The organism is Microvirga terrestris, assembly GCF_015694425.1.
Lineage (GTDB): Bacteria > Pseudomonadota > Alphaproteobacteria > Rhizobiales > Beijerinckiaceae > Microvirga > Microvirga terrestris.
This window is the reverse complement of the sequence record NZ_JADQDN010000002.1, coordinates 146638-173606: the sequence shown is the minus strand read 5'-3', so window position 1 is coordinate 173606 and position 26969 is coordinate 146638. Positions and strand designations below refer to the sequence as shown.

20 protein-coding genes and 5 pseudogenes are annotated in these 26969 nt (G+C 55.2%); 17 read left to right on the top strand and 8 right to left on the bottom strand.

Annotation, left to right across the window (positions count from 1 at the left end):
- The first annotated feature begins 103 nt into the window (after positions 1 to 103).
- The 3 genes from I2H36_RS04885 to I2H36_RS04875 are packed head-to-tail and all read left to right on the top strand — an operon-like array spanning position 104 to position 2733.
- The gene (locus tag I2H36_RS04885; RefSeq protein WP_425523280.1) at positions 104 to 1087 is read left to right on the top strand and encodes an SDR family NAD(P)-dependent oxidoreductase; all 984 of its coding nucleotides are present in this window, start codon (positions 104 to 106) and stop codon (positions 1085 to 1087) included.
- Positions 1088 to 1102: 15 nt separating this feature from the next.
- Positions 1103 to 1825, top strand: coding sequence for a sugar phosphate nucleotidyltransferase (locus I2H36_RS04880; RefSeq protein WP_196262752.1), 723 nt, complete (start codon positions 1103 to 1105; stop codon positions 1823 to 1825).
- The gene (locus I2H36_RS04875) at positions 1825 to 2733 is read left to right on the top strand and encodes an NAD-dependent epimerase/dehydratase family protein (RefSeq protein WP_196262751.1); all 909 of its coding nucleotides are present in this window, start codon (positions 1825 to 1827) and stop codon (positions 2731 to 2733) included. The genes I2H36_RS04880 and I2H36_RS04875 overlap by 1 nt, the downstream gene beginning before the upstream one ends.
- An 84-nt stretch (positions 2734 to 2817) precedes the next feature.
- Here the strand turns inward: I2H36_RS04875 and I2H36_RS04870 are convergent, their stop codons facing one another.
- Both I2H36_RS04870 and rffA read right to left on the bottom strand, forming a co-directional pair.
- A complete protein-coding gene (locus tag I2H36_RS04870) occupies positions 2818 to 3711 on the bottom strand; it encodes a methionyl-tRNA formyltransferase (protein ID WP_196262750.1) in 894 nt (297 codons plus the stop codon).
- A gap of 31 nt (positions 3712 to 3742) precedes the next feature.
- Entirely contained in the window at positions 3743 to 4876 is a 1134-nt protein-coding gene (gene rffA, locus I2H36_RS04865) for a dTDP-4-amino-4,6-dideoxygalactose transaminase (protein ID WP_196262749.1), read from the bottom strand.
- A gap of 358 nt (positions 4877 to 5234) precedes the next feature.
- Between rffA and I2H36_RS04860 the strand changes: the two are divergent.
- A pseudogene (locus I2H36_RS04860) lies at positions 5235 to 6399 on the top strand (IS701 family transposase); the annotation flags it as partial.
- Positions 6400 to 6647: 248 nt separating this feature from the next.
- Here I2H36_RS04860 and I2H36_RS04855 read toward each other — a convergent pair.
- Positions 6648 to 7944 (bottom strand): annotated as a pseudogene (locus I2H36_RS04855) (IS701 family transposase); the annotation flags it as partial.
- Between the two features lie 397 nt (positions 7945 to 8341).
- On the opposite strand from I2H36_RS04855, the pseudogene I2H36_RS04850 reads away from it, so the two are divergent.
- A pseudogene (locus I2H36_RS04850) lies at positions 8342 to 8512 on the top strand (transposase); the annotation flags it as partial.
- A gap of 336 nt (positions 8513 to 8848) precedes the next feature.
- Here I2H36_RS04850 and I2H36_RS04845 read toward each other — a convergent pair.
- Entirely contained in the window at positions 8849 to 9961 is a 1113-nt protein-coding gene (locus tag I2H36_RS04845; RefSeq protein ID WP_196262747.1) for an acyltransferase family protein, read from the bottom strand.
- Between the two features lie 170 nt (positions 9962 to 10131).
- Here I2H36_RS04845 and I2H36_RS04840 point away from each other — a divergent pair.
- Positions 10132 to 10859, top strand: a pseudogene (locus I2H36_RS04840) (IS5 family transposase).
- Positions 10860 to 11059: 200 nt separating this feature from the next.
- Positions 11060 to 12193, top strand: a complete 1134-nt coding sequence (locus tag I2H36_RS04835) for a glycosyltransferase family 2 protein (protein WP_196262746.1) — start codon at positions 11060 to 11062, stop codon at positions 12191 to 12193.
- A gap of 458 nt (positions 12194 to 12651) precedes the next feature.
- On the opposite strand, the gene I2H36_RS19925 is transcribed toward I2H36_RS04835, so the two are convergent.
- The 3 genes and pseudogenes from I2H36_RS19925 to I2H36_RS04825 form a co-directional block, all read right to left on the bottom strand.
- Complete coding sequence (locus I2H36_RS19925; protein WP_246718658.1) at positions 12652 to 13011, bottom strand: transposase; 360 nt, start codon at positions 13009 to 13011, stop codon at positions 12652 to 12654.
- Positions 13012 to 13224: 213 nt separating this feature from the next.
- Positions 13225 to 13365, bottom strand: a complete 141-nt coding sequence (locus I2H36_RS19920; protein ID WP_246718657.1) for an IS630 transposase-related protein — start codon at positions 13363 to 13365, stop codon at positions 13225 to 13227.
- Between the two features lie 134 nt (positions 13366 to 13499).
- Positions 13500 to 13645, bottom strand: a pseudogene (locus I2H36_RS04825) (transposase); the annotation flags it as partial.
- A 42-nt stretch (positions 13646 to 13687) separates the two neighbouring features.
- Here I2H36_RS04825 and I2H36_RS04820 point away from each other — a divergent pair.
- A complete protein-coding gene (locus tag I2H36_RS04820) occupies positions 13688 to 14113 on the top strand; it encodes an ABC transporter substrate binding protein (RefSeq protein WP_343234399.1) in 426 nt (141 codons plus the stop codon).
- 116 nt (positions 14114 to 14229) lie between these two features.
- Here the strand turns inward: I2H36_RS04820 and I2H36_RS04815 are convergent, their stop codons facing one another.
- Positions 14230 to 15123, bottom strand: a complete 894-nt coding sequence (locus I2H36_RS04815) for a glycosyltransferase family 2 protein (protein WP_196262744.1) — start codon at positions 15121 to 15123, stop codon at positions 14230 to 14232.
- An 861-nt stretch (positions 15124 to 15984) separates the two neighbouring features.
- Here I2H36_RS04815 and I2H36_RS04810 point away from each other — a divergent pair.
- The 9 genes from I2H36_RS04810 to I2H36_RS04770 all read left to right on the top strand — a co-directional run bounded on the left by I2H36_RS04810 (position 15985) and on the right by I2H36_RS04770 (position 26952).
- On the top strand, positions 15985 to 16647 hold the full coding sequence (locus tag I2H36_RS04810) for a class I SAM-dependent methyltransferase (protein WP_196262743.1): 663 nt from the start codon (positions 15985 to 15987) through the stop codon (positions 16645 to 16647).
- A gap of 660 nt (positions 16648 to 17307) precedes the next feature.
- Entirely contained in the window at positions 17308 to 18615 is a 1308-nt protein-coding gene (locus tag I2H36_RS04805; RefSeq protein WP_196262742.1) for a nucleotide sugar dehydrogenase, read from the top strand.
- 130 nt (positions 18616 to 18745) lie between these two features.
- Positions 18746 to 19549, top strand: a complete 804-nt coding sequence (locus I2H36_RS04800; protein WP_196262741.1) for an ABC transporter permease — start codon at positions 18746 to 18748, stop codon at positions 19547 to 19549.
- Between the two features lie 9 nt (positions 19550 to 19558).
- Complete coding sequence (locus I2H36_RS04795; protein ID WP_196262740.1) at positions 19559 to 20326, top strand: ABC transporter ATP-binding protein; 768 nt, start codon at positions 19559 to 19561, stop codon at positions 20324 to 20326.
- Positions 20327 to 20464: 138 nt separating this feature from the next.
- Positions 20465 to 22480, top strand: a complete 2016-nt coding sequence (locus tag I2H36_RS04790; RefSeq protein ID WP_196262739.1) for a glycosyltransferase — start codon at positions 20465 to 20467, stop codon at positions 22478 to 22480.
- Positions 22481 to 22684: 204 nt separating this feature from the next.
- A complete protein-coding gene (gene rfbB / locus I2H36_RS04785; protein ID WP_196262738.1) occupies positions 22685 to 23746 on the top strand; it encodes a dTDP-glucose 4,6-dehydratase in 1062 nt (353 codons plus the stop codon).
- An 83-nt stretch (positions 23747 to 23829) separates the two neighbouring features.
- Positions 23830 to 24387: a dTDP-4-dehydrorhamnose 3,5-epimerase gene (rfbC, locus tag I2H36_RS04780; protein ID WP_196262737.1), complete on the top strand. Its 558-nt coding sequence runs from the start codon at positions 23830 to 23832 to the stop codon at positions 24385 to 24387.
- Positions 24388 to 24432: 45 nt separating this feature from the next.
- Positions 24433 to 25329: a glucose-1-phosphate thymidylyltransferase RfbA gene (gene rfbA, locus I2H36_RS04775; RefSeq protein ID WP_196262736.1), complete on the top strand. Its 897-nt coding sequence runs from the start codon at positions 24433 to 24435 to the stop codon at positions 25327 to 25329.
- 171 nt (positions 25330 to 25500) lie between these two features.
- Positions 25501 to 26952, top strand: coding sequence for a glycosyltransferase family A protein (locus tag I2H36_RS04770; protein ID WP_196262735.1), 1452 nt, complete (start codon positions 25501 to 25503; stop codon positions 26950 to 26952).
- Positions 26953 to 26969: the final 17 nt, after the last annotated feature.

Genomic DNA, 26969 nt, shown 5'->3' with positions numbered 1-26969 from the left:
TCGGCAGACTCCCGCGAGGCCCGTGCAAGCCAAGCTTCTGTCCTCGACATCAGACCTTTGACGATATATTGCTGCCCGCAAAATGACAACGGAGGCCCCAGTGATTAAGGGCAAAAACATTCTGGTAACAGGTGCGGCAGGCTTCATTGGTAGCCATCTCGTGGAGACGCTGCTGCAGCGTGGCGCGAATGTGACCGCCATGGTTCATTACAATTCGGCATCGTCGATCGGAAATCTGAAGTTCATACCAGAGGATCTCCGGACTAAGCTCAAGGTCGTCTTCGGCAATATTGAGGATAGCGACTTCGTTTTCAGGGCAGTCGACGGGCAGGATATCGTCCTTCATTTGGCTGCTCTCATCGCTATTCCTTACTCCTATGTCGCGCCAAGATCTTATGTGCGAACCAATGTTGAGGGTACGCTCAACGTATTGGAGGCCGCCCGTCGGCTAGGGACAGGCCGCGTCGTTCATACCAGCACGTCCGAGGTTTATGGGACAGCCATTCGCACGCCGATCGATGAGGATCATCCTCTCCAGGGACAATCTCCATACTCAGCCAGCAAGATTGGTGCGGACAAAATTGCAGACTCCTACTATTTGTCATTCGATACACCGGTTGTGGTGCTGCGCCCCTTCAATACGTACGGACCACGCCAGTCTGCACGTGCCTTCATCCCAACTATCATCTCCCAAGCTCTGGTGCGGGACGAGATTCATCTCGGGGCTCTTACGCCGCAGCGCGATATGACTTTTGTAACCGACACGGTTGAGGGGTTCATTCTTGCCGCTACAACACCGGGAATTGAAGGGGAGACCATTAATCTCGGAACGGGCGAGACATACAGCATCGGGGACTTCGCGCATCACATTTTGCGCCTCATGGGAATGGACAAGCCCATCGTTCATGACTCGTCGCGAGAGCGCCCTAGCAAGAGCGAGGTCATGAAGCTGGTATCCAACAACCGCAAGGCCGCCGAGTTACTGGGATGGCGCCCAACGACCTCCCTTGACCAGGGGCTTCGTCAGGGAATCGATTTTATTTCAAGCAACCGCGGGCTTTACAACGCAACAACCTATACGGTTTGAGTCAAAGAGGCGATCATGCAGGCAATCATCATGGCCGGGGGCAAGGGGTCACGCCTGCACCCATATTCTGCCTTGTTTCCCAAACCCCTTATGCCTTTGGGCGATAAGCCCATACTTGAAATCCTGCTCCGTCAACTCCGAGCCGCGAACGTGACCAACATCATTATCGCGGTCAACCATTTGCGACATCTCATTGAAGCTTTCTTCGGGGACGGGTCGCGCTTTGGCCTTTCGATTACCTATAGTGTTGAAGATAAGCCCTTAGGTACAGCAGGTCCTATGGGCCTAGTCTTAGACAAACTTGAAGACAACTTCATCCTCACGAACGGGGATCTTCTCACGAGCTTGGATATCGGTCGGATGGTTTCAGACCATCTAGAGAGCGGCGCTGCGGCGACCATTGGTACTTATCGCCGGGAGCTCCGATCCGAGTTCGGTTTGCTTGAGGTCGACGATAGTATGCGCATGGTGGGGTATCGCGAGAAGCCTACTTACCAGCATCTTGTCAGTATGGGTCTCTACGTGCTGAACCGTCAGGCTGTGCAGCGTTGGCTGGTGCCGGGCGAATACCTCGACATGCCCGTCCTGATGCAGTCGATGACGCAGGCCGACATGCTGGTCCGCTGCCACCAGCAGGACTGCACCTGGCTCGATATCGGCCGGCCCGAAGATTTCGCGCTAGCTCAGCAGATTGTTGAGCGCGACCCCGAAGCCTTCTCGCCTCGCAAAACTGTCTGATGCGTATCCTGCTCACAGGCTCAGGCGGTTTCCTGGGACGGCATATCTTGGCCTCACCCGCAGTAGCTGGCGTGCAGATTATCTGTGCGACCCGCGACCAGGGAGAGGCTTCAGGCGCCAAGATCCCTTTGGGGAAAGGTCCCTGGGGCAGGGCTGAGTTCGAGCAGGCCTTGGATAGGAGTCAGGCCGATGCGGTGATTCACTGTGCCGGCGCAACCCATGCAAACAATCCCGGACAGTTTTTGGAGGCCAACACTCTTCCGGCAGCGGGCCTGATTGCCGCAATGGCAGGAATGGCACGGCCGCCCCGGGCTATCCTTATTGGGTCGGCCGCGGAGTATGGATATGTCGGCCCTGACGCCATGCCAGTTCGGGAGGACCATCCCTGCCACCCTCGCAGCGACTACGGCATATCCAAATACACTCAAACGCTTTTAGGGGTTGCTGCAGCGGAACGCGGACTTCCTATCATGAGTGCACGCCTGTTCAATCCGGTTGGATTGGGTATGCCGTCCAAACTCGCCTTGCCATCCTTTGTAAGACAGATTGCCAACGCAGCATCGAGCGGTGGCATCATCAACGTCGGGGATCTTGAAGCGCGCCGCGACTTTATTGATGTGTCTGAGGCCGCGCGCATCCTTCTAGCATTGGCACATATGCCGCAATGGTCGTGGCCTATTGTCAATATTTGCAGCGGGCGCGCCTATCGAATTGGAACGCTTCTCAACGCGTTAATTGCAGCGAGTGGTCGCGCAGTACAGGTGAAGATCGATGCCGATCTGCTTCGACCTGGCGATATGCCGCTGCTTGTCGGGAGCATAGAGCGTCTCACCGCACTCAATCTAGCGCCGATCCCACCAGACTTCGATACGCTGATCCCCAAAATCCTTGTAGAAGAACATATCTAAGTTAGGTTGATCATTGAGAAAGCGGCAGATCAAATGCGACAATCCGTCGAGTGCGTAGGCTTCTCAAAGGGTGGGCGCTACTTCTTACTTGAGTTGGGACTCGCCTAGCTTGATACGCGTGCGACGGAAATCGTAACGAGCTCCATTTAGTGTACGACAATCTTCAAGCCTTAAAAGGCCCGATCCGCAGACAACAAGCGGCCGTCCCCCATCGAGGGTCCATATCTTACCTGGCTGTCTGATCTCAAAGTTCAAATCATCAACCTCAGATGCACTTTCAATAATAAGGGTTTCCCCATTAGCTGTAGTTCGTGCACCAGAGTACGGATATCCAAGCGCATCAATTGCCCGTACAATCTCACTTGCCGTCTTTGACCAGTCGATTAAGTAATCTGCATCGTTTCGCCATAGACTATACGTGGCCCGCGCGTGTTCTTGTTCACAGGTCGTGAAAAATCCCTCCGACCATTGTCTGTGGATCTGGGTTGCCAAGCTAATCATGAGATCTGATTGCAGATCAAGGGCGGTTTTGATTTTGATAGGGTACGCTATCTGAACTGCCAATTGACCAATAATAGGTCCTTCATCAACACCCGGTGTTGGCGTGAGCGCCGTTACGCCTATTTGAGTATCCCCTTTAAGGAGAGCAGTAACGGTTGGTGCAAATCCTCTATATTTTGGCAGCAATGAATCGTGAAATACTACGGAGAAAGGAGTGATCGTAGCAAACATATACTGCCAGCCAATAATGAATATCAGATCACTTGAAGAAAACTCAGGCTTCCTACTTTCCCGAAATTCAATTTGCATCGTCTCGGCGAGTTGCTTGATTGAGAAAAAGCTATCAGAATGATCATCCGGTTGCTTATAAGCATAAATCCTATCTAATCGGATCTCATGGTTCACAAGACCGCGAACGAAATTGGCGCCTTTGAGTCCAGCCGCACAAACAATGACCTTTCGATCTGCAGTTATCATTGATGATTGCACTCCCCATGATCAGCACACACTAAAGAAGAGCGTCCAGATGCCTTATGACGCGTTCTATCACATAGTCCAGCTGCGAATCGATGTGAGGGTAAAGTGGCAATCGAACTAACCTCTCACTCAAGTCTTGCGTGTGAAAAAGGTCGCCACTCGTTCTTGCGAGTTTAGTTCCTGCCGGTGAGTTGTGTAGCGGAACATAATGGAATGGTGCATTGATTCCATCCTGTCTTAATAAGGCAATGAGTTTCTGTCTCATTTCGGGGGTAGGCAGAATAATATAATAAAGGTGAGCGTTATGTGTGCGTCCCGGAGGCACAATAGGAGTTCTAACTCCTCTGCTTGCAAATCCCTGCAAAGCATCGTCATATTTTGTCCACGATGCCATTCTGTTGGAACCTATGGTATCTAGTTCGTCCAGTTGGGCGCATAGGAACGCAGCTATCAACTCTCCCGGCAAGAAAGAAGATCCAACATCAACCCACGTGTATTTGTCGACTTGGCCGCGAAAAAAGCGTTTGCGGTTAGTACCTTTCTCTCTGATGATTTCGGCTCGCTCAAGAAGAGATCCGTCATTGATCGCGAGCGCACCTCCTTCTCCGGAAATAATATTTTTTGTCTCATGGAAGCTGAACGCGGCGAGATGCCCAAGTGAGCCAGCTTTGCGGCCATTGTAAGTCGAGCCCAAGGCCTGAGCTGCGTCCTCCACTACATACAGGCTGTGTCTATTCGCGATTTGGACGATGCGGTCCATTTCAGCAGGCACGCCTGCATAATGTACTGGAAAAATTGCTTTTGTGCGTGAGGTTATTGCGGACTCGATAAGATCCTCGTCAATGTTGAGTGTATCCGGACGAATGTCGACGAAGACTGGGATTCCCCTGCGGAGCGCCACGGCGTTGGCTGTTGAGACAAAGGTGTATGAAGGCATGATGACCTCGTCCCCAGGTTCAACTCCTATTAGTATTGCGGCCATTTCGAGCGCTGCCGTGCAGGAGTGGGTAAGAAGAACTGCATTTGCCCCAATGTATGCGCTTAGTTTATTTTGACACCTTATTGTAAAATTCCCATCGCCAGCAAGTTGCCCAAGGGAAACCGCCTCTTGGATATAGTCAAGTTCCTTGCCTGCAAGACTGGGACGATTGAACGGGACTTTCATTTACAAAACCTTGTATGTGAAGCGATCTTCAGCCGTATAGCAGCACGGAGCCAAGCTTTAACAAGTGAGAAGTACGTTTTAAACTCTCTGGACGGATTCGCCATAGCTTCCACTTAGTATGCTCATTTAACATTCTGCTTATGTGGAAATTTTTAAAAGGTGCTGGGGACTGCGACATAGCTTGCGGCCTGTAGCAGCATAGGACAGACCAGAGCAATGACATGCAAGCCAACGAGCGTCTGAGGTAAACGCTTGTTATCGCGTCAAGTGGAGAAAGAACGTTGCGGACGCGCTAGCACTACAGTTGCACCCGCTGCTCATGGGCTCATAATCTCCTGATCTGACCCGGGAGGCTGCCATGACGGGTGTAGCCGTCGAGCAAATGCTCGAACTCTGGTGTGTGGAGTTGCGTCAGGTGAAAGCTCACCTCAAATCCCTGTTTGCTCATCCGAGTGTCGCGAATTCGGCCGCTGCCTTTCTTGACGGACTGCTCGGCCCCGAGCGGCGCAAGACCGGCTGGATGCGCGCCGAAGCCGCTGGCGATCGAGGGCCCTGGCGCAAGCAGGCGGTGCTCGGCCGCAGCCACTGGGAGGCGGACGCCTTGCGGGACATGGTGCGCGAGTACGCGCTCGAGACGCTCGCCACGCCCGAGGCCGTACTCGTCATTGATGAAACTGGCTTTCTCAAGCACGGTGTGGGCTCGTGGGGGATGGGGCGCCAGTACACCGGATCGTCGGGTAAGATCACCAGCTGCCAGATTGGTGTGTTTGCGGGGTACGTCTCAAACAAGGGCTGCGCCTTCATCGATCGCCAGCTGTATCTGCCCAAGGACTGGATCAACACGCCCGAGCGTCGGACCGCCGCTCAGGTTCCCGACAGAATCGGCTTCGTCACCAAACCCGAGATCGCCGCGCAGATGATCGAGCGCGCTCTTGCAGCCGGTGCGCCATTCGCCTGGGTGGCCACCGACACCATCTATGGCGTGGGCCGAATCGAGATGCAGCTGCGCCGGGCCGGCAAGGGCTATGTGTTGGGCGCGCATGCAACTGATCAGTTCTCGTCCTGGATCGACAAACCTGAAGTGGCCGGTACGGCCGAGCCGATCGCGCAGGTTCTTCCGTCTGAGGTCTGGCAGCGCCTGTCGGCGGGCGACGGCACCAAGGGCGCGCCTGTATGAATGGGCCTATGTCGCGTTGGCGGATCTCGAGACGGAGGAATACAACGAGGACCTCACCGGCTGGTGGACGCGCGGTCTGCTGATCCGACGCACCATCGTTGAAGGGGATCTGGCGTTCTTCTCGACTTGGTGTCCGGCTGGCACGCCGATCGAGATCCTGGTGCGGGTGGAGGGCCAGCGCTGGGCGATCGAGGACGCGTTCGAGACCGCCAAGACGGAGTCGGGGCTGACGCACAACGAGACGCGCTCGTGGCATGGCTGGCATCGGCATGTCTCGGTGGTGACGCTGGCCTTTGCCATGATGACAGTGGTGCGCGAGCGCGCCAACAGCCTGAGCTCACCCCAAAAAAGAACCGACGAAGCCAGGCTTCAGCGCTGGTACGATGGTCTGTCCAGGAAATCCGTGGCGTGGCCACGCGCCTCCAGCAACGTCGGATCGAGCCTGCCTTCGTAATCGCCTGGTCTGCGTGGCGGCGCGCGCATCAAGCGATGGCGCAAGTCTCCCATCGCAAACGCAAGGTGCAATTGTAGTGCTAGCACTACTTTGGCACTCTCATCATTGAACCAAGAGTGAAGCGAGCCCGACACATCGGACATCGCACGTGCATGGAGTGCGCCAGACGATCGAGCAGCATGCACCGGATTGCCGGCAAGCTGGGTTGTGGTGGCGGTCCGCTGGCTTTTCTTTTTCCCCCTTTGGCGGCCCGCAAACGCAGATGCTGCAGTAACAGATAGGCAATCAGCGTCAGCAATGCATGCCGGTGCAGTCCGCGCCACGAGCGCCCCTCAAAGTGATCGAGCCCAAGCTCTTCCTTGAGCTGCTGGTGCGCCCGCTCGCACACCCATCGAGCCTTGATGAGAGACGCCAAATGCTTCAGCGTCGTGTCAGGCGGCAAGTTGGACAGGTAGTACTTGCGCTCCCCCGACGAGCGGTGCTCGCCCACCAACCATACCTCAGCGCCGGGCAGATGCTGGGCGGCATGCCCGCGCAACTGAACCGCTGGTCCGTCGTTCACCCGCCACGCACGGCGGCGAACTTCGCCCGCAACGGCCCCTTCTTGGTGCCGCGCCGCCACGTGACCCGGCGCCATGACGCCTTGGCCAGCATGACCTCGGCCGAGATCGCTTCCGCATCCGGAACTAGCGTCTTGCGGGGCCGTCCACGGGTGGTGGTGGAGGCCACCACCCGCACATCGGCCGGGTAGACCTTCTGAATGCGCACTGTGCTCACGGCCCAGCGCAACCTAAGAGCCGTGAGCGCCTGGCGGAAAGGCGCGCTGATGCCGTAGCCGGCATCGGCCACCACCGCCCCGAAGCTCACGCCCGCTTGCATGATCTGCTGGAGCTCAGTCAACGCGATCTCCGGCTTGGAGCGCTCCATCCAGAACGCCTCGGGCACACCCGCGCGCTGCAGGCGCCCAAGATCTCTGATCCAGGTCTCCGGCAGGAACAGCCGCAAGACAATCGGGATCGGCACCTCGCCCTTAGCAAGCGTCAGTGAGACCAGGCTCTGGCAGTTCGCCTTCTTGCCCAACGCTCCGACATACTGCGGACCAACACCGACGGAATGGGTGCCCTTCTTGGGCAGGGCCGTGTCGTCGATCACCAGGTTGGCGTCAGGCCCGCCAACAAGCCGGTTGGCATGGGCCAGGAGTTTGGCTTCCAGCGGCGCCTCATCCCAGGGCCCCACGGCCACGAAGTGATGCAGCTGGTCATAGTCGGCAGGCGCTACCCGAGCCGCGATGGGCTGTAGGCTCTTGCGTGCGCCGGGGCCGATCAGCCCGGCGACATAGAGCGGGCACATGCGCCGGCGGGCCGGATGACGAAGGGGTTTGAGGAAGGGTTCGAGCCAAGACTGAAGTTCGTGCTCCCTCGCAACTGAGGTGCTCATGACAGCCTCCTGCAGACCCTCCTTCAGAAGGAGACGTCGACCGTACTCGCCAGGTTCCCCATACCTGCCAAAGTAGTGCTAGAGGGTGTCTGAGAATTCAGGTTGTGCCCATTTGAAGAGAGTATGACAAAGCTTCGCTACGGCACCGCGACCTGAGCGATGCGGAGCGGGCGGTGTTGGCGCGCCTCTCCTTGCCCCCGCGGCCCTCGCGGGCGCTCGCGAACATGAGCTGCGGCGGGTGCTGAATGCGGTCCTGTACATCCTGCGGTCTGTTTGCTGATATGGGCTAGCCTCCCTGACTCTCGGCCGAATTTGAATGGACGCTGCTGATCGTGAAGCGCCCCCCCGGCGCTGGGTGCGGGTACCGGCTGATCAGCCCGGGCCAGAAATGCCAGCTGGGTTTGGTGTTCTGCCCCAGCGCTGGATTGTAGAGCGGACCTTCGCGTGGCTCATCTGCAACCGTCGCCTGGCCAAGGATTGGGAGCGCCTTTCGATTATCACCGAGACGTGGTTCTATCTCGCGATGTGCGGCCTGATGACAAAAAGATTAGCCCGTGCAACAGCTTAATTTCCAAGAGCCCTCTAGTTTGCACGCTAGTATAGGCCAGGCCCAGGTAATCGGACAATGAACAAATTGAAGACGCTAAGGCGCAGACAGCCAGCGCCGTGATCGATAATACAGACAAGGACCGGCTGGGCATTATTTTCTAGGCATCAAGGCATTGTCCGGGTTTCCCAAGAATAATTACCGAGCTTGCGTCGTGGAATAGAATTTGAGGGTTCCGGAAGCCTGTTCGTTAAGTCAGTCGGGACAGGAGCCCACCTGTTCTCTTGGTGTGAGAACAAGACACTCGCAGCAAAACAGCTGCCATGTTGTTGCCCTCCCCAAATAGGACAATTGGCATCACGACAGCTGGCTGCGCCTCTCATCAGTCGGTACTGCACTCGGATGAACCACTGGCTCCCTAAGCCTAAATGCATTCCCGAAGCCATTCGCGAGCGTCCGCCTCACATCTGTTAGCCTGCGCTTTAGCCAGACTAGGACAATGCAGAGCGCAACCGAAACTAGAAGGTTGTACAGTAGGTTTAAGTTGAATGCGAACAGGCCTTGAGCGGCCGAAAAGTACTTTGGCACAGGAGAGAATTGGTAGGTATAAGCTACAAGACCATGGATACCAAATATGATGAGACTATTCTTTCCTAGGAACGATAATGCCTTGCTACTTACAAGATCAATTGCCAGACGATAGTAGAAAATTATGCTCACAAGGGCTGCCGGAATGTACAGATAGCTTCCTATGCCAGCAATATGGCCACCGTAGCTATATGAGTACCAAATCCCTACACACAGAGATCCGACTACGAGTGTTGTATAGAATGGGTTCGGTATCCGTACCCGGGTCTCTAGGTGTCTGTAGATATGGCCGAGGCCCATGAATACGAGCGCCATAGGAAGAACATTGATATGCAGAACCGGACGCACTGGTAACTTCGACTGGAATGGTATTACAGCTAGCGACATAGCTAAGATGATTGCAGAGAAAAGATAAATATTTGCTTTAGGAATGAAGAAATACATCAAGATGCTGACGAACATCAGCGGCAAAAACCACAGTGCGAAATTGAAAGTCGGGACTTGATTCAACCAGTCACTGGAGTACAAAAGTGCTTTAGCAGTTGCTATTGCTTCAAATGGAATTACGTACTGCCCAATCACATGTCGTACGAAGAGATGTCCAAAGGCAGTCGATATAATAAAGAACACTATGTAAGGAACATAAATACTTTTGAATTTCCGGGAGAAGTAAGAAACAAAACTTCTGTCATCCCTGCCGTAAGACAAATACCCTGTTGCCCAAAAGAACAAGGGCATGTGAAACGAATATATATATGCGACAATGGAGTATCCAATGGGCGCTGGGTCCATATGGCCCATAACTACGAAAATTATTCCAATCCCCTTGAGAATATCGATAGCGTTGTTCCTGGCACTGGACAATGGGATTGCGCGATCCATAAGAGCTTTGCTTTTGAACCTGTGAACGGGAAGTAGGGTATCTAGCCACAAGTTTCGAAGCAGGCAAGGATGTCGGCCGAAGGCATGGCATCACACTAAGTCGTGAACGCATAAAAGGTCTTTCATTTGCAGTGAGTTGATGATTCACCCCCCCCGGATGAGGGGGCCTGATGCGCCGAGATGAACTTACTGATTTCGAAAGGAAGATTATCGAACCGCTCTTGCCCAACAAGCTCCGCGACGTGCCGCGAGTGGATGACGGTCGCCTGTTCAACGGTATTCTCTGGCGCTTTCGAACCGTGTCACGTTGGCGGGACATCCTCAAGCTGTATGGCCCCTCCACGACCTGTTACAATCGCTTCGGGCGGTGTGCGAAGCAGGCATATGGAACCGGCCCACTGGAAGTGGTCTCGGCCGCTTACGATGGCGACCTGGTCACGGTCGAAAACTCCTGTGTTCGCATCCATCAGCATGGGGCGTCGGGTAAAAAGGGGATCAGGATGGTGGCATGGGGCGTTCCCGCAGCTGCCTGATGACCAAGATCCATGCGCTGGCGGACGGCGAAGGCCGCCCAATCCGCAGCATGTTGACGTCGGGGCAGGCGCATTGCGGCTGACGGGCTTCTGAGCGGGCTTTAGCCCGACGCGACCCTGGTAGCGCATAGGGTTTTGACAGCAGCGCCATTCGCAAGCAGGCTCAAGATTAATGTGGAGGCTAAGATGCTGCCGAAGAGCAACCACACGGGCTCGTTTATTATTAGCGCTTTGCTGTATGAATATGGAAACCTCGTCGAGCGCTTCTTCAGTAAGCTCAAGCAGTTCCGCTGCATCGCCCTGCGATACGATAATAGCCCAGAAAACTTCCAGCTGCCATCAAGTTCGTCTCAGCCCACATCTGACTGCGCAGTTATGAGAGCACAGCCTAGCAAAAGCTATCCAATTCATCAGCTCAGATCACTCTAGCCCAGTTGCAGATTGCAGATGTTAACAGTAAAGGATTATCAAGGTGCTCAGCGAACCTCAAAAACTCTGGCTGTGTTTGAACTACAAGACGCTGGACGACCGGTTGTCTCTCTTTATTGCTTGGAAGGAGTTGTAAATGTTCTTGAGTCCTAAAGTATCATTCGTAGTTCTTTCATATAACAACGCTAGATTTATACGTCAGGCAATTGATAGCATATTGGAACAAACATATTCGAATTGGGAAGCTATTGTGGTGGACGACGCATCTAGCGACGCTTCTGTGCAAATAGTTAACTCTTACGCAGATAGTCGAATAAAGCTCGTCATCCATAACGAAAATCGGGGGCTTACGCCAAGTTACAATGAAGCAGTGCAGTTGGCCAGCGGGAACTTCATTGTTAATTTGGATTCTGATGACGCGATCGACCCAATGAAGACTGAGAGGCAACTTGCAGTCTTCATGCAAGACCCTAGCTTAGAAGTTGTAGGAACCTACATCAATCTTATAGATGAAAACGGTCAAGCGCATCCCAGAGCTGAGTTGATAGAGGGCATGATCAACCAACAGTACGACTTGAATTCAGTCGGTGCGTGGATCGGGCAAAACATGATTGTTCGCTCATCAACGATGATGAGACGAAGTCTTCATAAGCGAGTTGGGCCAAATGAACTCGGAATGTTACGTGCTCCTGATTATGATCTGTGGACACGTGGGTTACGAAGTGGCTGCCGGTTTCATGTGATACCAGATCGGCTGACATATTATCGGCAGCATTCGGGTGGCCTTACATACGGAGATCCGTACGCAACCTTTCTGGAGTTGAGTTATTCTCTTATTCGGCATCTTGTTCCGCTAATAGATGAACGCGAAGACTATGTGTCGCTTGCGAAGGCGGTTGATTGGTTGATACACGACGAGCAATTCTCGGTGCTTGAAAGAGAGCAACAGCAACGGTTAATCGGCCTAATGCTGCGAGCTTGCCCGTTGAAAAGCTACAGTAGTTTTCTTCAGTTAGTGAATTCAGGTCTTGGACTTGAGGAGGACTTCATCACTTTTGGAAAGCGCATGCTTGCTTTGCAAGACTTACAAATAGATATCCAAAGGTTTAACGCTGTGAATGAAAGCTTGAGATCATTAGAAGAAAGTGCTATATGGTATAAGGGGCAGGCTGAAAACTGGAAAATAGAATACGAATACTACAGGGGACAATCGGAAAATTGGAAATCTAAGTTTGAGGCCTTGGAGTCGCGTAAGTCTCGTTCATCATAAAGGATCCCTCGGATCGACATTCTTAACGTATTCCATCTGCTTGCGATTCCACTGAGTCGTATAATCTCCGCCAATGTATTATGTAATAATCGTGCCCCAATACTTAAGGGGCTAGATACTTGTTTGTCTTGTGAAACGCGGTTTTATCTGTACTTAATTGCGCTTGCTAGGACCCTGACTCATAAAGAGGTTTAAGCGGGACGAGCTCTTGTGATTCATGGTTTCGGTGGAGATCACTTAGAGCCTGTTAGAGCATCGGACGGTTAAACGGACGCATAGCCGGCGGCCCTGAGGAAGTTCCAACACTCGTGCGGCTCAAACAAATCACAGATGTCGCCGAGGGCGCGCCAGAGCGCGTCGAATGTTCTCGTCTCGGCCGTGCGCAGGTGTGCCTTGATCTTGGCAAAGGCCTGCTCCATCGGGTTGAGATCGGGCGAACAAGCCAGCAGGAACAGGAACTAGGCGCCGCGTTGCCTCAGACACTGCGCGGCCTTCTCGCTCTTGTGGAACGCGAGGTTGTCGAGGATCACCACATCCCCTGTTCTGAGGGTCGGCGCGAGCTGCGTCTCGATGTAAGCCTCAAACGCCAAGCGGGTGATCGGACCATCGATCACCCATGGGGCGCTCAGCTCGTGACAGCGAAGCCCTGCGATGAAGGTGTGGGTCTTCCGGTGTCCAAGGGAGCGCTCATGCGCAGCCGCTGGCCTCTGCGCGCCCGCCCGCGCAGGCGCGTCATCTTGGTGTTGACGTAGGTCTCGTCCAGGGACACCAGGCGGTGCGGCTCTTGGCGCATGCGGACCTGACGGTGGTCTCGCCAAGCCCGACGCTCATCCCGAATGTTGGCGCGCGCGCACTCCGCCGCCATCAGGGCTTTTTTATAGGAGAAGCCGCGCCGGCACAGGAAGCGCGAGAGCATGGCAGGGGCTGCCACCACCTCATGCTGCTCCAGCAGCCTTGCGGCGAGCTCAGGCATGGTAATAGCGGGCCTCGCCTCGACCGTCTGGATCAGGAAGCGCTCATAGGGCACCAGCTTACCGCGTCCCGGTGGACGGCGCTGGCGGTCCGGCGCCGGTGAGCCGGTGTCCCGCGTGCGCGGCGGCCCGACAGGAATGGCCCGCCTCGACAAAGTCGACCACCCGCACCCGAAGATCGAGAGAATAGCAATGACCCATGATCCACCTCCCGGTCCAGCAAGTGGATCACAGCTTGCTCTCGCACAGAAGCCCAAGAGTCTGGTTTCCGGTCCGGTGCTCTAGGACTTGCTCCAATCGAGGACCGCGGCAAGACAGAGGATGCCGATGTAAGACTATGCGGTCTTCTCGTAGCGAGTTGCAACAGCCCGCCACTCTTTGAGGCGGCCCAGAGGCGCTCGATGACATTGCGGTTGTTGTCGATCCACTCAGGGCAGGCGACCGATGCCTCATGGCGCTGAGGCGGGATCGCCGGTCGGGCGCGCGGCGGATCGCGGTGCTCATCAACCCACCGAATTAGGTTGTGAACAGGCTCCTCCTCCCAATCGAAGCACCGCCGGCAGCCGCCCAGCTCGGCTTCCCGCTTGACATGATCGAGGTGCACGAGATTGAGGAGCTTGCTGCCGCCGTAGCGAGGGCTAAAAAGCAAGGGGCGGACGCCCTCTTGGTCCCTGGCGAGGCGATGTTTCACAGCCCGCCTAACCGCCTTCCGAATCTTGCCGCTGAGGTGAAGCTACCCGAGCTCTACTTGCCGCGTGCGTTTGTTGAGGCGGTAGGGCTCATGTCTTACCGCCCTGACTTTGAGGCCATCGAGAGGCGGGGTGCTCATTACGTCGACCGAATTCTGCGGGGAGCGAATCCAGTGGAGCTTCCGATTGAGCAGCCGACAAGGTATCAGCTCGTAATAAATCTACAGACGAAGGCGCTTGGGCTTGATGTTCCTTCCTAACTTCTCGCCGCCGCTGATGAGATAATCGAATGAGACGCGCGATGAATTGAGTCTGGATCCTAGGTGAGCAGGCTTCAGTCACGGAACAGGGCTTTGGGAGAGTCAGAATTAATTTTTCATAATTCAAGTTGACCCAAGTGGCCAGCTAGGCCGTCCCGAGCGCCGCGCACAATCAGTTTGAATCTAAAAGTTCTGTTGTCAACCATGGTTGTATATACAGCCAGAAAAGCTAGACATCGGCTGAACAAATAAATTCGCCATGCCAGAGGGGTGTAGTATTGTCGTGCCAGCCACAAAGCATTCCTGACCCAATAATAGTTCCGGACAGGCGCATGGACCGCAATTTGGCGGCGCCCTACATAAACAGTTCCGCTCCCGAGATGGTGATCTACGTTAGCAGTGGGACATAAAAAGGTCCTGTATCCGGCCGCCCGCGCTCGAAAACACCACTCCACGTCGACGAGGTCGATGAAGAGCTCCTCCTTAAACTCCCCAACCTTCTCCAGTACCGAGAGTGGGATAAGCGACCCTGAGGCAATAATAAAGTCACTGGCGAGCGGGTCCATCTTTTTATCGACTGAGATCCGCGAAAGAAGGGGGCCGCTGCCTCGGTAGGCTCTCGTACGTTGCCTACTGTTCACCTCGTAATATGCTGGCCCTATGGCAGCCACTGCGCCATGCTCCTTCTCAAGGTTTGCCAGATTCCTCGCCAGATCAGCTACAACCCCCGGTGCCAAGACTGTATCTTGGTCAAGTAGTAATATGTGCGAAAAGTCCTCTGCCTGAGCTAGCTTGATTCCCTGGTTCTGGGCCTTGGCTATCCCAAGATTTTGTTTGTTTGCTACGACCTGAACTCCGAGCGCCGAGGCTATGCTGCAGACTTCCTCAGCATTTCTAGAGCCGTTATCAATAACCACGATACCCTGCACTTGCGAGGCTATCGCATGCAGGACTTTAGTTAGCATGCTCGCATCCGGATGATATGTGATCGCGACAGCGAAGATACGCATTTCTGTTCTCCAGGACCGATTCTGGTCGACTAAACCAGTCCTTCAGCGTGAGCAAGCAAATGGTCCCTGCTATCTACGATGGGAGGCCAATGTTGCGGATCATTCGGTATTGTCTGATGGCCTAGGGGATGGCTTTCCTTAGCTCTCCTCGGTTAAGCGAGTTGCAGAAGAGATTGACGGCACTCAAAGGCAACGCGAGAAAGATATCAAAGGTATATGCTAGGGACCCTTTTGAGAATGGTTGAGACAGGCGTTGGTGTGATATTCAAGCTCGGGATGTGGACCCAAGAGAGCTGTGACCGGATGGCCCATATTTAGCGGAAGACCGAGCAACCCTAACTATTCCGACGGAGGATTAGGAGCGGATCGAGCCGCTGTCGCCGACTGCCGTCCCCGCTGGACGCGAACGCAGCGTCGATCTGTGGGAGATACCAAACGCAATCAAATATAGGCGACTCTGGTGAGGCTTGTGCTTGATGCTGAAGAACTTTCCGGCCCGGCAGGCAGTATACTGTTGGATCGCGTGTCCGAGATTATCCGGTACATTTGTCAGGAGCCAGGGGCAAGCTCTTGCCGAGGTGCCAGTTCGTGGAACGTACCTCCGGCTGAATGTCCCACTGGCGCCGGCTAATGTGTGATAACTAGACCTGGGTGGATGTCTCAGAGGCCAAGTCTATGTTGATATGGGAGGGCTGCTAATGCGACATAACGGGCGCTGAAAGTATTCAAACAGACTCTTGGCCTTGGCTTGTCCGCATGCATGCGTCTTCGCGATAGGAGGATTCATGTAATAATGTCTTGAGTTGACTGGCTGAGACCAGACACCTTAGTCATGGCTACACTACCACTAGGAGAGCCAAGATGGCGCTTGATGACATCATGAACCTGACAGCAGAACAGCGGGACTGGTATCATCGTACGTTCGCGAAGTGGCACGAGGTAATGCGCCCGTATGATGGGTTCCAACCTGGAGGACTCCTTCAGCGCTTACCTGTTCTTCCCGCAGATCTTCTAGCCGAGTGCAAAGTTGTCCCCCGTCGAGACGATATTTTGCCAGATATGCCGAAGCGCGGGCGCATTGCGGAAGTCGGGACGCAGCAAGGTCTCTATGCCGATAAGATTTTGGCCATCTGCCAACCATCAGAGCTGCACTTGTTTGACATCGACCTGAACCCGCTGAAAGCTCGTACAGATACTAATCTCATCTCCACAGCCATCTTGCATGAAGGCGATTCCTCAACTCGCCTTGCTGAGATGCCGGATGACTACTTCGATTGGATCTACCTGGATGCTGACCACTCCTATTCCGCCGTAAAGAAAGATACCGAAGTAGCCCGCACTAAGGTAAAGCCGGGCGGTCATATTGTCTTCAACGATTTCACTATTTGGAGCCCCATTGAACTCATTCCATACGGAGTGCCCCACGCCGTCCATGAACTTATGATTGAGCATAGATGGCCCATGACGCACTTAGCATTTAATCCTCTGTTGTACTGTGATGTAGCCCTCAGGCGCCCTGCGTAAATAGCGCTTTACCTCAAGATTGATTGTTTTACGCAAAAAATTACAGTTTTATTTCGGGAGGCTCCCGCCAGGGCTATGGAAATAGGTCCCCTTGCCAACCTACTTCTTAGCTTAGCCATACAAAATGGCTATATCCGGCGAGCTCTGAGGCATCTTCTGACCATCCCTATGCTTTAGGATATCCTTTAACCTGCGGAATTACTGGCCAAAGTGCTCCGAAAGCTCTGCCATATTCGGGCGAAAGAGCACCGCAGCGCCAGAGATATGCACTGCCCTGGTGGCATCGTTGAGATTTATTAGTGACTATTGCCATTGGACGAGCGTCCCAGGTTCAGGGCAAGTACTCCGCTCGTTAGGCTCGGTACAGCTAGGCACTTAATAGGTTCGAGAGGAGGTTCGGTCGAGCAACAGCTAGTGGTCGGTGCGGAAAAAACTCGTGACGCCAGGGCGTCTGATGGGAGAGTCAGGGTGAGGGTTGCTGATGGAACTGCGAGGAGGTATAGCGAGCTTCGAGCAGTTCCAGCCTACTTCCGAGGTCGGGTAACTGCCTCCCCATTCCGGTAGGCGCGGTATCATTGCGCTTTCCGGAGCCGTGCGACCCCATCCGAAATCTCTAAAGAAGGGGAGCACTGTCCAACGAGGTAGAATTCGAGATTTCCGATGCATAAAGATGGCCTGCTCAAGAAATTGAACGACAAAACTGCTGTCATCGGGGTCGTTGGCTTAGGCTATGTCGGTCTGCCCCTTTCGCTCCGGTACTGCGAAGTTGGCTACAAGGTCGTCGGTTTCGATATCGACCAAAGCAAGGTCGATATCCTAAAGCAGGGGCAGACCTATATCGAACATATCGGCTCCGAGGGAATCACCAAGGCCATCGAGAGTGGGTTCGAGCCGACCGCCGATCTGTCGCAGGCTGGCGATGTGGATGCCCTGATCCTGTGCGTCCCTACCCCTCTCAACAAATACCGCGAGCCGGATCTCAGCTTCGTGCTGAACACCGTCGATGCTCTTCTGCCGCATCTGAGAGCCGGCCAGGTCATGTCGTTGGAGAGCACGACCTATCCCGGTACGACCGAGGAAGAGTTGCGCCCGCGGCTTGAGAAGGCCGGATTTACGGTCGGTGAGGATGCGTTTCTCGTGTTCTCGCCCGAGCGCGAGGATCCGGGCAATGCCAAGTTCAGCACGCACAATATTCCCAAGGTCTGCGGCGGCAGCACGCCGTCCTGCCTCGAGGTGGGCCTTGCTCTGTATGGCCAGGTGATCAACACGGTTGTTCCGGTGAGTTCTACCCAGGCGGCAGAGTTAACAAAACTGCTCGAGAACATCCACCGCGCCGTCAATATCGGCCTCGTCAACGAGATGAAGATCATCGCCGACCGGATGGGAATCGATATCCACGAGGTCATTCGGGCCGCCGCGACCAAACCGTTCGGCTTCGTTCCCTATTATCCCGGCCCGGGCCTGGGCGGGCACTGCATCCCGATCGATCCGTTCTACCTGACCTGGAAGGCGCGCGAGTATGGCCTCCATACGCGCTTCATTGAGCTTGCCGGCGAGATCAACAGCACGATGCCGGAATGGGTCGTCGACAAGATCGCCGATGCCCTCAACGAGCGCGAGAAGCCGATCCGCGGCAGCAAGATCCTTGTTCTTGGCATCGCCTACAAAAAGAACGTCGACGACATGCGGGAATCGCCCTCAGTCGAGCTGATGACGTTGCTCCAGGACAAGGGCGCGCAGATCGCCTACAGCGATCCGCATGTCCCGAGCTTCCCGAAGATGCGGCGCTATTCCTTCGATCTCAGGAGCGTCGAGCTGACTCCCGAGACGCTTGCCGATTATGATCTGGTGCTTCTCGCAACGGACCACGACAAGTTCGACTATGACATCATTGAAAAGCACGCGAAGCTTATCGTGGATACGCGTGGGCGATATCTGGGTGTCCGCAACAATGTAGTGAAGGCGTGAACGCGCAGATGTGAGGACATCCGAGAGAAGAGAGCTACTGCCTCATTATTGGGTGTAGGACCAAGTTTAGATATGTTTGGCTTCTCGGGTTCAGCCCTCGAACGTCAGGAATGGAATCAAGGAAGCGAAGTTGAGAACCAACGGTTCGAATATGTTGGATGTCCTGCAAGAGGTTCGCGACGGCTGGCGCTGGCGTGAGTTGTGGATGACGCTGGGGTGGCGGGATGTGCAGACACGTCACCGTCGCTCGCGTATCGGTCCGTTCTGGAATACGCTGAGCCTGTCTTTGTTCGTGATCTGCATCGGCAGCCTGTATGGCGGGATCATGAGCCATCCGATGTCCGACTATATCCCCCATCTCGTCACTGGCTATATGGTATGGGTTTTTCTCAATGCTCTCGTGCTCGAAGGGAAAGACGCCTTTGTCGGAAATGCCACTGCGATCCGGGAGATCCCCGTTCCGAGGACCGTCTATATCTATAAGCTTCTCTGGAAGAATTTGATCATCCTCAGCTTCAACTCCCTTGTGTATATTGCGGTTGTTGTTCTCTACGGTGTGTCGCCATTTCCTAATGTCATCCTGATCCTGCCCGCCTTGATGCTTGTGTTTCTCAACGGGATTTGGGTTGCGCTGCTGCTTGGTCTCATCAACGTGCGTTACAGGGACGTGGGGCAGATGATCCCAAACGCCATGCGTCTCGCCTTTTTCGTGACGCCGATCCTCTGGTATCCGGATAGTGTCACCGGAATTCGCACGATCTTCGTGGATTTCAATCCGTTCTATTATTTTATCGAGCTCCTACGCGCACCACTGCTCGGGCAGGCCCCGACGACCTTAGTCTGGGCGGTGGCCATCGGGATCACAGCGGTTGGTTGGGGTATCACCGTGCCGATCTATGCCCATTGGCGTCGGCGCATTGCGTTCTGGGTTTGAGGTGAAGCGATGGCGCTGATAAAGCTTGAAAACATAACGCTCGAATTTCCAGTCCAGGCGTCGAAGTCTGACAGGCGGCAGTCGTCGTCGAAGGAGAGCCACATCGGTGGGCAGTTGTCGCTGGGGCCGTCGGGCCAAATGGTGGTTCGCGCCCTGGATCAACTGTCGCTCACGCTGGGACCGGGGGATCGTTTGGCTCTGTTGGGACACAATGGTGCAGGCAAGACAACGCTCCTGCGCGTGATGGCGAAGCTCTATCCGCCGACCCACGGGCGGGTCACCGTTCAAGGACGTGTGGCACCACTGCTGAATCTCGGCTTTGGTCTCGACATGGATTCCACCGGCTACGACAACATATTCATTCGTGGTCTCTATCTGGGGATGAGCAAAGCTGATCTGAAGAAGAAGGCTGATGCCATTGCAGAATTCAGCGAACTCGGAGACTTTCTCGATCTTCCGATGCGCACCTATTCCTCTGGCATGCGGGCGCGTTTGGCCTTTGCGATTTCCACACATGTGCAAACCGACATTCTATTATTGGATGAGGTGGTTGCAACCGGTGATGCACGATTCTTGAAGAAAGCCAATGAGCAACTGGAGAATTTCGCTCGTGACTCCAAGCTTCTGGTCCTTGCTTCCCATTCCAACAAGGTGTTGCGAGACCTCTGCAACAAGGCGGTCATCTTGGAGCACGGTCGAATCAAAGCATTCGGGCCCATCGATGAGATCATCGATGCATATGCTGTCTCTATGGGTGTAGAGGCTAAGGACAAGTGATCCTGTCGTGCTGTCGAAAAGGCTCAAGGGTGATGGGCATGAAACTGACGCTAAAAACAGCATGCTCGTCTCGGGTTCAGCAAGCTCAAGCCGCTCTTGGCCGGGCTCGCGGGTTCTGAGCAGCAAGGTCTCGGGCATATGACCCAGGATTTTCCCCGTTACACGTCCCAAACTGATGATCCTAGCGTTTCAAAGAATGGCGCCTCGCTGCAGGAGCAGGTCCAGCAACAAAGGGACGAGATCGCGGAACTTAATGCCACGATCCGGGAACTGCGATCGGAAATCAACGGGCTAAGGGGGTCCCTATCCTGGACAGTGACACGCCCTTTGCGCCTGCTGGCCAGGCGTCTTCCCGGCTTTGCCGCTGTGGTGCATCGCGGTCTTGATCGAACGAAGGACCTTCTCGCGACAAGACTTCCGAGGCGGGTCGCGCAGGCATTCTTCGACAATCGATGGGATGTGGAAGACGATATCGGGCGGCAGATTTCTGTCTATCGTTCCGCTGCACCGGAAGGCCGGAGAATCGTCTTTTACACGGCTATCTTTGGCGAATACGATAATCTGCTTCTCCCAGATCGCATTGATCCCGATGTCGAGTACGTGTGTTTCACCGATCGCCCGCGGAACGATTACGGTGTATGGCAGATGCGGTCCTCGCCATACTATCACCCTGATCCAACAAGGATTGCCCGCTGGGTCAAGACGCATCCGCACGAGCTGTTCCCGACCCACGAGGCTGCCGTATGGCTGGATGCCAACATCATCTTCAGAGGCGATGTACATCGCTATATCGAGATGGTCAGGCAGCAGGGCGCCCAGCTTGGTCTGGTATCTCACCCACATCGCACATGCTTCTATGAGGAGGCCGAAGCTTGCAAGCGGCTTAAGAAGGATGCTGCAAAGCTCATCAATGTACAGGTCGAGCACTATAGGAGCGCTGGTCTACCCTTGAACCAGCCGCTATTCGAGACTGGCTTCATGATCGTTCTCCTCAAAAATCAGGAGACTGCCGACGCCCTTCACGCTTGGTGGCAGCAGATCGAAAGCTTCAGCCGTAGAGATCAACTCGCCTTGGCATGGGTCAACTACAGCCATCCAGCTCTCCAACTCGTTCCGCTTCTGCCGCAGGGTGCGTCCGTCAGAGACCACGAGGACTTCTCCTATTTTCGCCACAGCGTCGCGCGGGCTTTGAAGGTTCCGGATATCCTGGTAAAGCTCGGCAATGTCGCCGACCCTTCAGCTGGGTTGAGCTTCGCCGACGTCAAGAGGGAGCGGCTGAAGCCTTTATGCGACATTCCCATCGATATAATCGTCTGCGTTCACAACGCTGTCGACGACGTTCGGCTTTGCCTAGAGGCGGCTTGGGCGAGCCTGTTGCCAAGTCACAGGATTATTGTCGTCAATGATCGTTCCGACGAGGCGACAACCTCCTATCTGCGAGAATTTTCAGCGGCCCGGGACCGGGTTGTCCTGCTCGAAAACGAACACAATTTGGGGTACACGCGTTCCGCAAATCGTGGCCTTGCCGCCGCGGGAGCCGGGTTTCGCATCCTTCTCAACAGCGACACGATCGTGAGTCCCAACTGGGCCTTAAAATTGCTCGATGCAGCCAACCAGAGCGACAGGATCGGCATTGTCGGCCCGCTCTCGAACGCGGCGGGAGCGCAGTCCATTCCTCGGATCAAGGACAAAGGCAACAACACAACCATTAATCCGCTACCGTGTGGCCTGGAACACTCCGATCTCGACCTAGCCTGTGAGACCTGGAGCAAGGCGGATCTCGTGCCTCGAATTCCGCTGGTTCACGGCTTTTGCTTTGGCATCAAGAAGGACGTCATTGAAAGCATCGGGTTGTTCGATGAAGTGAACTTCAAGCTGTTTTACGGCGAGGAGAACGACTACTGCTTCCGGGCTCGCGCCGCGGGCTTCGAACTCGCCGTGGCAACCAATACCTTCGTCTTTCACCGCAAGTCGAGGAGCATCGATGAGGAAAAGCGGGTCGTTCACATGGCGGAAGCCTGGAGGCGGCTGCGGGATCTCTACGGAGCCGACAAGATCCTCGCCGCCTACCGTCAGGTGGAGGAGCACCCGCTGTTGGAGCGGATCCGCAAGGAAGCGGTGGGCTATTTCCGGTCAATGCAACGGATGAATTAGAGACAAGTTTTTCTACCTGGAGTTGAGAAAGGGCTCAATTGTGGCTTTTTGCCCCGCAGGCAGACGTGACGTCGGAAGCCGTGGACGATATTACTTTGATAGGCTAGAACCCTCGCCGGAAAGCGAAAAGCGGGCTGCTCGCATCAAAGAGCGGGACTTGCACAGCAGTGCCGATGCTAACTGTTGATGGAGAGAGCACGAGTCATGGCAAAGCGATATTTGGTCACCGGAGGCGCCGGGTTTATTGGGTCAGCCGTCGTGCGCAAGCTTATTGCCAGTACGCCGCATGAGGTTCTCGTCGTCGATAAACTCACCTACGCGGGAAATCTCGACTCCCTCAGATCTGTCGCAGGCAGCGAACGATATCGCTTCATGCGCGCTGATATCGTCGACGCCCAGCGGATAAAGACCGTGATCGATGAGTATCAGCCGGACGTGATCATGCATCTCGCCGCCGAAAGCCATGTTGACCGCTCGATCGACGGTCCTGGAGAGTTCGTGCAGACGAACGTCGTCGGCACCTTCACACTGCTCCAAGCAGCCCTGGCTTACTGGAATAGTCTTGATGCCGCGCGTCGCGATACATTCCGCTTCCATCACATCTCGACTGACGAAGTTTTCGGATCCCTTAACCAGGAAGGATTCTTCCATGAGGATTACCCGTATCATCCCAATTCGCCTTACTCAGCGTCGAAGGCTGCGTCGGACCATTTCGTGCGCGCTTGGCACCACACCTACGGCCTGCCGACGCTGATCACCAACTGCTCTAACAATTACGGACCTTACCATTTCCCTGAGAAGCTCATCCCTCTCATGATCCTGAATGCGCTCGAGGGAAAGCCTCTGCCCGTTTACGGACTGGGCGAGAATGTGCGCGACTGGCTCTACGTGGAGGACCACGCTGACGCGCTAACCCTCGTGGCTGAAAAGGGCAGGGTGGGCGAGAACTACAACATCGGCGGATGGAACGAGCGCACGAATATCGACGTCGTGCGCTCTATCTGTCAGCTCGTCGATGAGATGGCGCCGAGCAACGCGATCGGGCCCCGAGAAAAGCTGATTTCGTACGTGACCGATCGGCCGGGCCACGATTTGCGCTATGCCATCGACGCCAGCAAGATCGAGCGCGAGTTGGGATGGCGTCCGGTCGAAACCTTTGAGACCGGGCTCCGGAAGACCGTCTCCTGGTATCTCGACAATCAAGCCTGGTGGGAGCGCGTTCGCTCCGGCGTCTATCAGGGTGAGCGGCTCGGAGTGGCGGTTTGACTCGCAGATGTGGGCTGACTCGGCTACTGCGAGTGACACCGTTCAAGCATGTTGAAGCAGTCAAAACAGAATGAGGATGAACCGTGCTGAGCGTGGAGCCAACGAAAATCCCTGATGCAAAGGTGATTACGCCAAGGCGCCTGAGCGATAGCCGTGGATATTTTTCGGAAGTTTTTCACAAGCAACGTTTTGCCGAGGCGGGCATCACGGTCGATTTCGTTCAGGACAATTGTTCTCGTTCCGCGTCAGCAGGCACTGTGCGAGGCCTGCACTTCCAAGCCGATCCGTTTGCTCAGGCCAAGCTGATCCGTGTCATGCGGGGCTCTATTCTTGATGTTGTCGTTGATATTCGGCGGTCCTCTCCGACCTATGGAAAACACGTTGCCGTTGAGCTTTCAGCGGAAAATGGCCGCCAGATGTTTGTGCCGATAGGCTTCGCTCACGGCTTCTGTACACTCGAGCCTGATACAGAAATCCATTATAAAGTTTCGTCATATTACTCTGCTGCTCATGATCATGGATTGCTCTGGGATGATCCTTCTCTCGAGATTGAGTGGCCAATCGATCCATCCCGAGCCGTTCTTTCCGATAAAGACCGCCGCCAGCCAACGCTTGCCGAACTTCCGGTCTACTTCCCGTAGATCAGGCTCGCCCCGGTGACGTTAGGGATATCAAGGAGCATAGCGATGAAGGGCATCATCTTGGCCGGTGGCAGCGGAACCCGCCTGCATCCTATGACGTATGTTACGTCAAAGCAGTTGCTGCCGATCTACGACAAACCAATGATCTACTATCCGCTGACAACCTTAATGCTGGCGGGAGTACGCGATATTCTCATCATCTCCACGCCGGATGACCTGCCGCGGTTTAAGCAGCTTTTGGGTACCGGCGAGCAGTGGGGTATTCGCTTGTCCTATGCGGAGCAACCAAAACCCGAAGGGCTTGCTCAAGCCTATGTTATCGGTGCTGACTTCGTAGCAGGTGGGCCGTCCGTGCTGATTCTCGGAGACAACGTTTATTACGGCCACGGATTGACTGATCTTCTGCGTTCCGCGGCACGCCGAACCTCCGGCGCGTCCGTCTTCGCATACCATGTTACGGATCCGGAGCGGTATGGTGTTGTTGAGTTCGACAGCAACGGCAAAGCAGTTTCGATCGAAGAGAAGCCTAGGGTTCCCCGCTCGAACTGGGCCGTTACGGGGCTGTATTTCTATGATCATCAGGTGGTCGACATTGCCGCACGCCTGAAGCCCTCCCCTCGCGGCGAAATCGAAATCACGGAAGTGAACCGCGCCTATCTTGAGATGGGTGAGCTCCAAGTCGAGCTAATGGGCCGGGGTTATGCCTGGCTAGACACCGGTACGCCGGACAGCTTGGTCGAGGCCTCCGAGTTCGTGCGCGCGCTCGAGAAGCGTCAGGGATTCCGCATCGCATGTCCGGAGGAAATCGCCTTCACGAGCGGCTGGATCGACCGCGCTCAACTCGTGTCTCTCGGATCGACGCTTTCGAAAAGCACTTATGGTCAGTATCTGCTCCGAATTGCAGAAGATGCAGAGCGTTTGCCTCGCAAATTGCTCGGGTAGCGGAACCCTCCGACACCAGCACCAGAAGGCTGTCCATTCCATATGCAACGTTTCCTCCGAAGCACAGTCTCACGGCTCAAAAAGATCGATCTCCTTCGAAGGACAGTGTCGCGGGCTAGGACGATCGGCTTCAGCCGCCAGACCGTTGCGCTCGAGCATGCTAGGAGGAACATGGACGCAGGCAACTTCAATGCCGCGGCCGCGCAGATCGAGAACCTGGAGACGAAGAATGCTCGGGCCTGGCGCATACTGCTCGATTGCTATCTCTCGGCACACCGATTCAATGATGTCATCCAGGCATATGAAGCGATGCCGGAAGAGCACAGGAAGGACTTTGCCTACCGGCACATCTATCTTCTAGCGGCTGCCAATCTGAAGCAATTCGATGCGGTTGCTGGGATCATCCAGGGTGCCTTGAACGAACCGAATTCGATGGCCACGTCCGAGTTCCTGAACAAGGTCCGCCCTTTCGCCGAAAGAATGGGATCGAATGCGCATAGGTTTGTGGTGGAACGGATTGTCTCTCAACGGACTTGGCTGGCGGCGGAGCAGTTCGACACGATCCTCAAATGCGCCCACGATCTTCGCGAGAAAGGCTGGGAGCAAGACGCGATCGCTTTGGAGAAGGCGCTACGAGACGCAGCGGGCAGCGCCAGGGCGAGAATGAAACTAGACATTTTTGATGCTCAGCTCCACTTCTGGAGCGGACGATATGACCTTCAGCTTGCCTCAATCAACTCGGTCCTCTCGAAACAGGACCTAACACCGATCCAGTTGAAGGATGAGAGTGCACCGTTCGCCTGCGAGAATCTAAAAGGTGCGCCGGCCACTCCTCCTATGCAGGGACCATTCGTCTCGGTCCTGGTGCCGGCCTACAACAGCGCAGGAACCATTCCGTATGTCCTGGAATCCTTGCGCAACCAGACCTACCGCGACTTCGAGGTGATCGTCGTGGACGACGCGAGCACCGATGACACTGCCAGCATCGTGGCGCAGTTCCGTGATGCCGACCCACGCTTTCGCCTGTTGTCCATAGAGCGCAACTCGGGCGTATTTGTTGCCAGGAACATGGCGCTTGTATCCGCCACGGGTGAGTTCGTGACCAATCAGGACGCCGACGATTGGGCTCACCCGCAGAAGATCGCTACCGCGGTTGCCGAGCTCCGGCGCGATCAGTCGATCATTGCGACTTGGGTGGATCATGTTCGCTGCTCCAAACAGCGCGGCTTCAGGGCTCTGAACGGGTACTTCAGGCCAGATGCTTCGTCGCTGATGTTCCGACGAAAGCCGGTCCTAGAAACGATAGGATACTATGACTCTGTGCGCGCGGCAGGCGATGGGGAGTTTCATCTCAGGATGAGTCGGGCGTTCGGTTCGCGGTCTATACGGAAGATCGACAAGCTGCTTTCCTTCGTGAGCTGGTCGGACGCAAGTCTCTCGGGGGGAGGGGCATTCCAGATCGACAGCGATTTGGGCCTCTTCAGTCCTGCACGAAGCGCATATCGCAGAGCTTTCGGCCTCTGGCATGAGACCACGAACTTGCTCAACGTGCCTTTTCCTCTTGAGAAGCGGCCGTTTCCGATACCGGACAGTCTCGCCCCGTCGCCCGACCATTGCTCCTGAGTGCCGGGCCCGGCTCA

What these genes read in the sequence shown, in the direction of transcription:
- I2H36_RS04880 (WP_196262752.1), top strand. Translation starts at nt 1,103, where the DNA reads ATGCAGGCAATCATCATGGCCGGGGGCAAGGGGTCACGCCTGCACCCA.
- I2H36_RS04875 (WP_196262751.1), top strand. Translation starts at nt 1,825, where the DNA reads ATGCGTATCCTGCTCACAGGCTCAGGCGGTTTCCTGGGACGGCATATC.
- I2H36_RS04870 (WP_196262750.1), bottom strand. Translation starts at nt 3,711, where the DNA reads ATGATAACTGCAGATCGAAAGGTCATTGTTTGTGCGGCTGGACTCAAA.
- rffA (WP_196262749.1), bottom strand. Translation starts at nt 4,876, where the DNA reads ATGAAAGTCCCGTTCAATCGTCCCAGTCTTGCAGGCAAGGAACTTGAC.
- I2H36_RS04845 (WP_196262747.1), bottom strand. Translation starts at nt 9,961, where the DNA reads ATGGATCGCGCAATCCCATTGTCCAGTGCCAGGAACAACGCTATCGAT.
- I2H36_RS04835 (WP_196262746.1), top strand. Translation starts at nt 11,060, where the DNA reads ATGTTCTTGAGTCCTAAAGTATCATTCGTAGTTCTTTCATATAACAAC.
- I2H36_RS19920 (WP_246718657.1), bottom strand. Translation starts at nt 13,365, where the DNA reads ATGGGTCATTGCTATTCTCTCGATCTTCGGGTGCGGGTGGTCGACTTT.
- I2H36_RS04815 (WP_196262744.1), bottom strand. Translation starts at nt 15,123, where the DNA reads ATGCGTATCTTCGCTGTCGCGATCACATATCATCCGGATGCGAGCATG.
- I2H36_RS04810 (WP_196262743.1), top strand. Translation starts at nt 15,985, where the DNA reads ATGGCGCTTGATGACATCATGAACCTGACAGCAGAACAGCGGGACTGG.
- I2H36_RS04805 (WP_196262742.1), top strand. Translation starts at nt 17,308, where the DNA reads ATGCATAAAGATGGCCTGCTCAAGAAATTGAACGACAAAACTGCTGTC.
- I2H36_RS04795 (WP_196262740.1), top strand. Translation starts at nt 19,559, where the DNA reads ATGGCGCTGATAAAGCTTGAAAACATAACGCTCGAATTTCCAGTCCAG.
- I2H36_RS04790 (WP_196262739.1), top strand. Translation starts at nt 20,465, where the DNA reads ATGACCCAGGATTTTCCCCGTTACACGTCCCAAACTGATGATCCTAGC.
- rfbB (WP_196262738.1), top strand. Translation starts at nt 22,685, where the DNA reads ATGGCAAAGCGATATTTGGTCACCGGAGGCGCCGGGTTTATTGGGTCA.
- rfbA (WP_196262736.1), top strand. Translation starts at nt 24,433, where the DNA reads ATGAAGGGCATCATCTTGGCCGGTGGCAGCGGAACCCGCCTGCATCCT.
- I2H36_RS04770 (WP_196262735.1), top strand. Translation starts at nt 25,501, where the DNA reads ATGGACGCAGGCAACTTCAATGCCGCGGCCGCGCAGATCGAGAACCTG.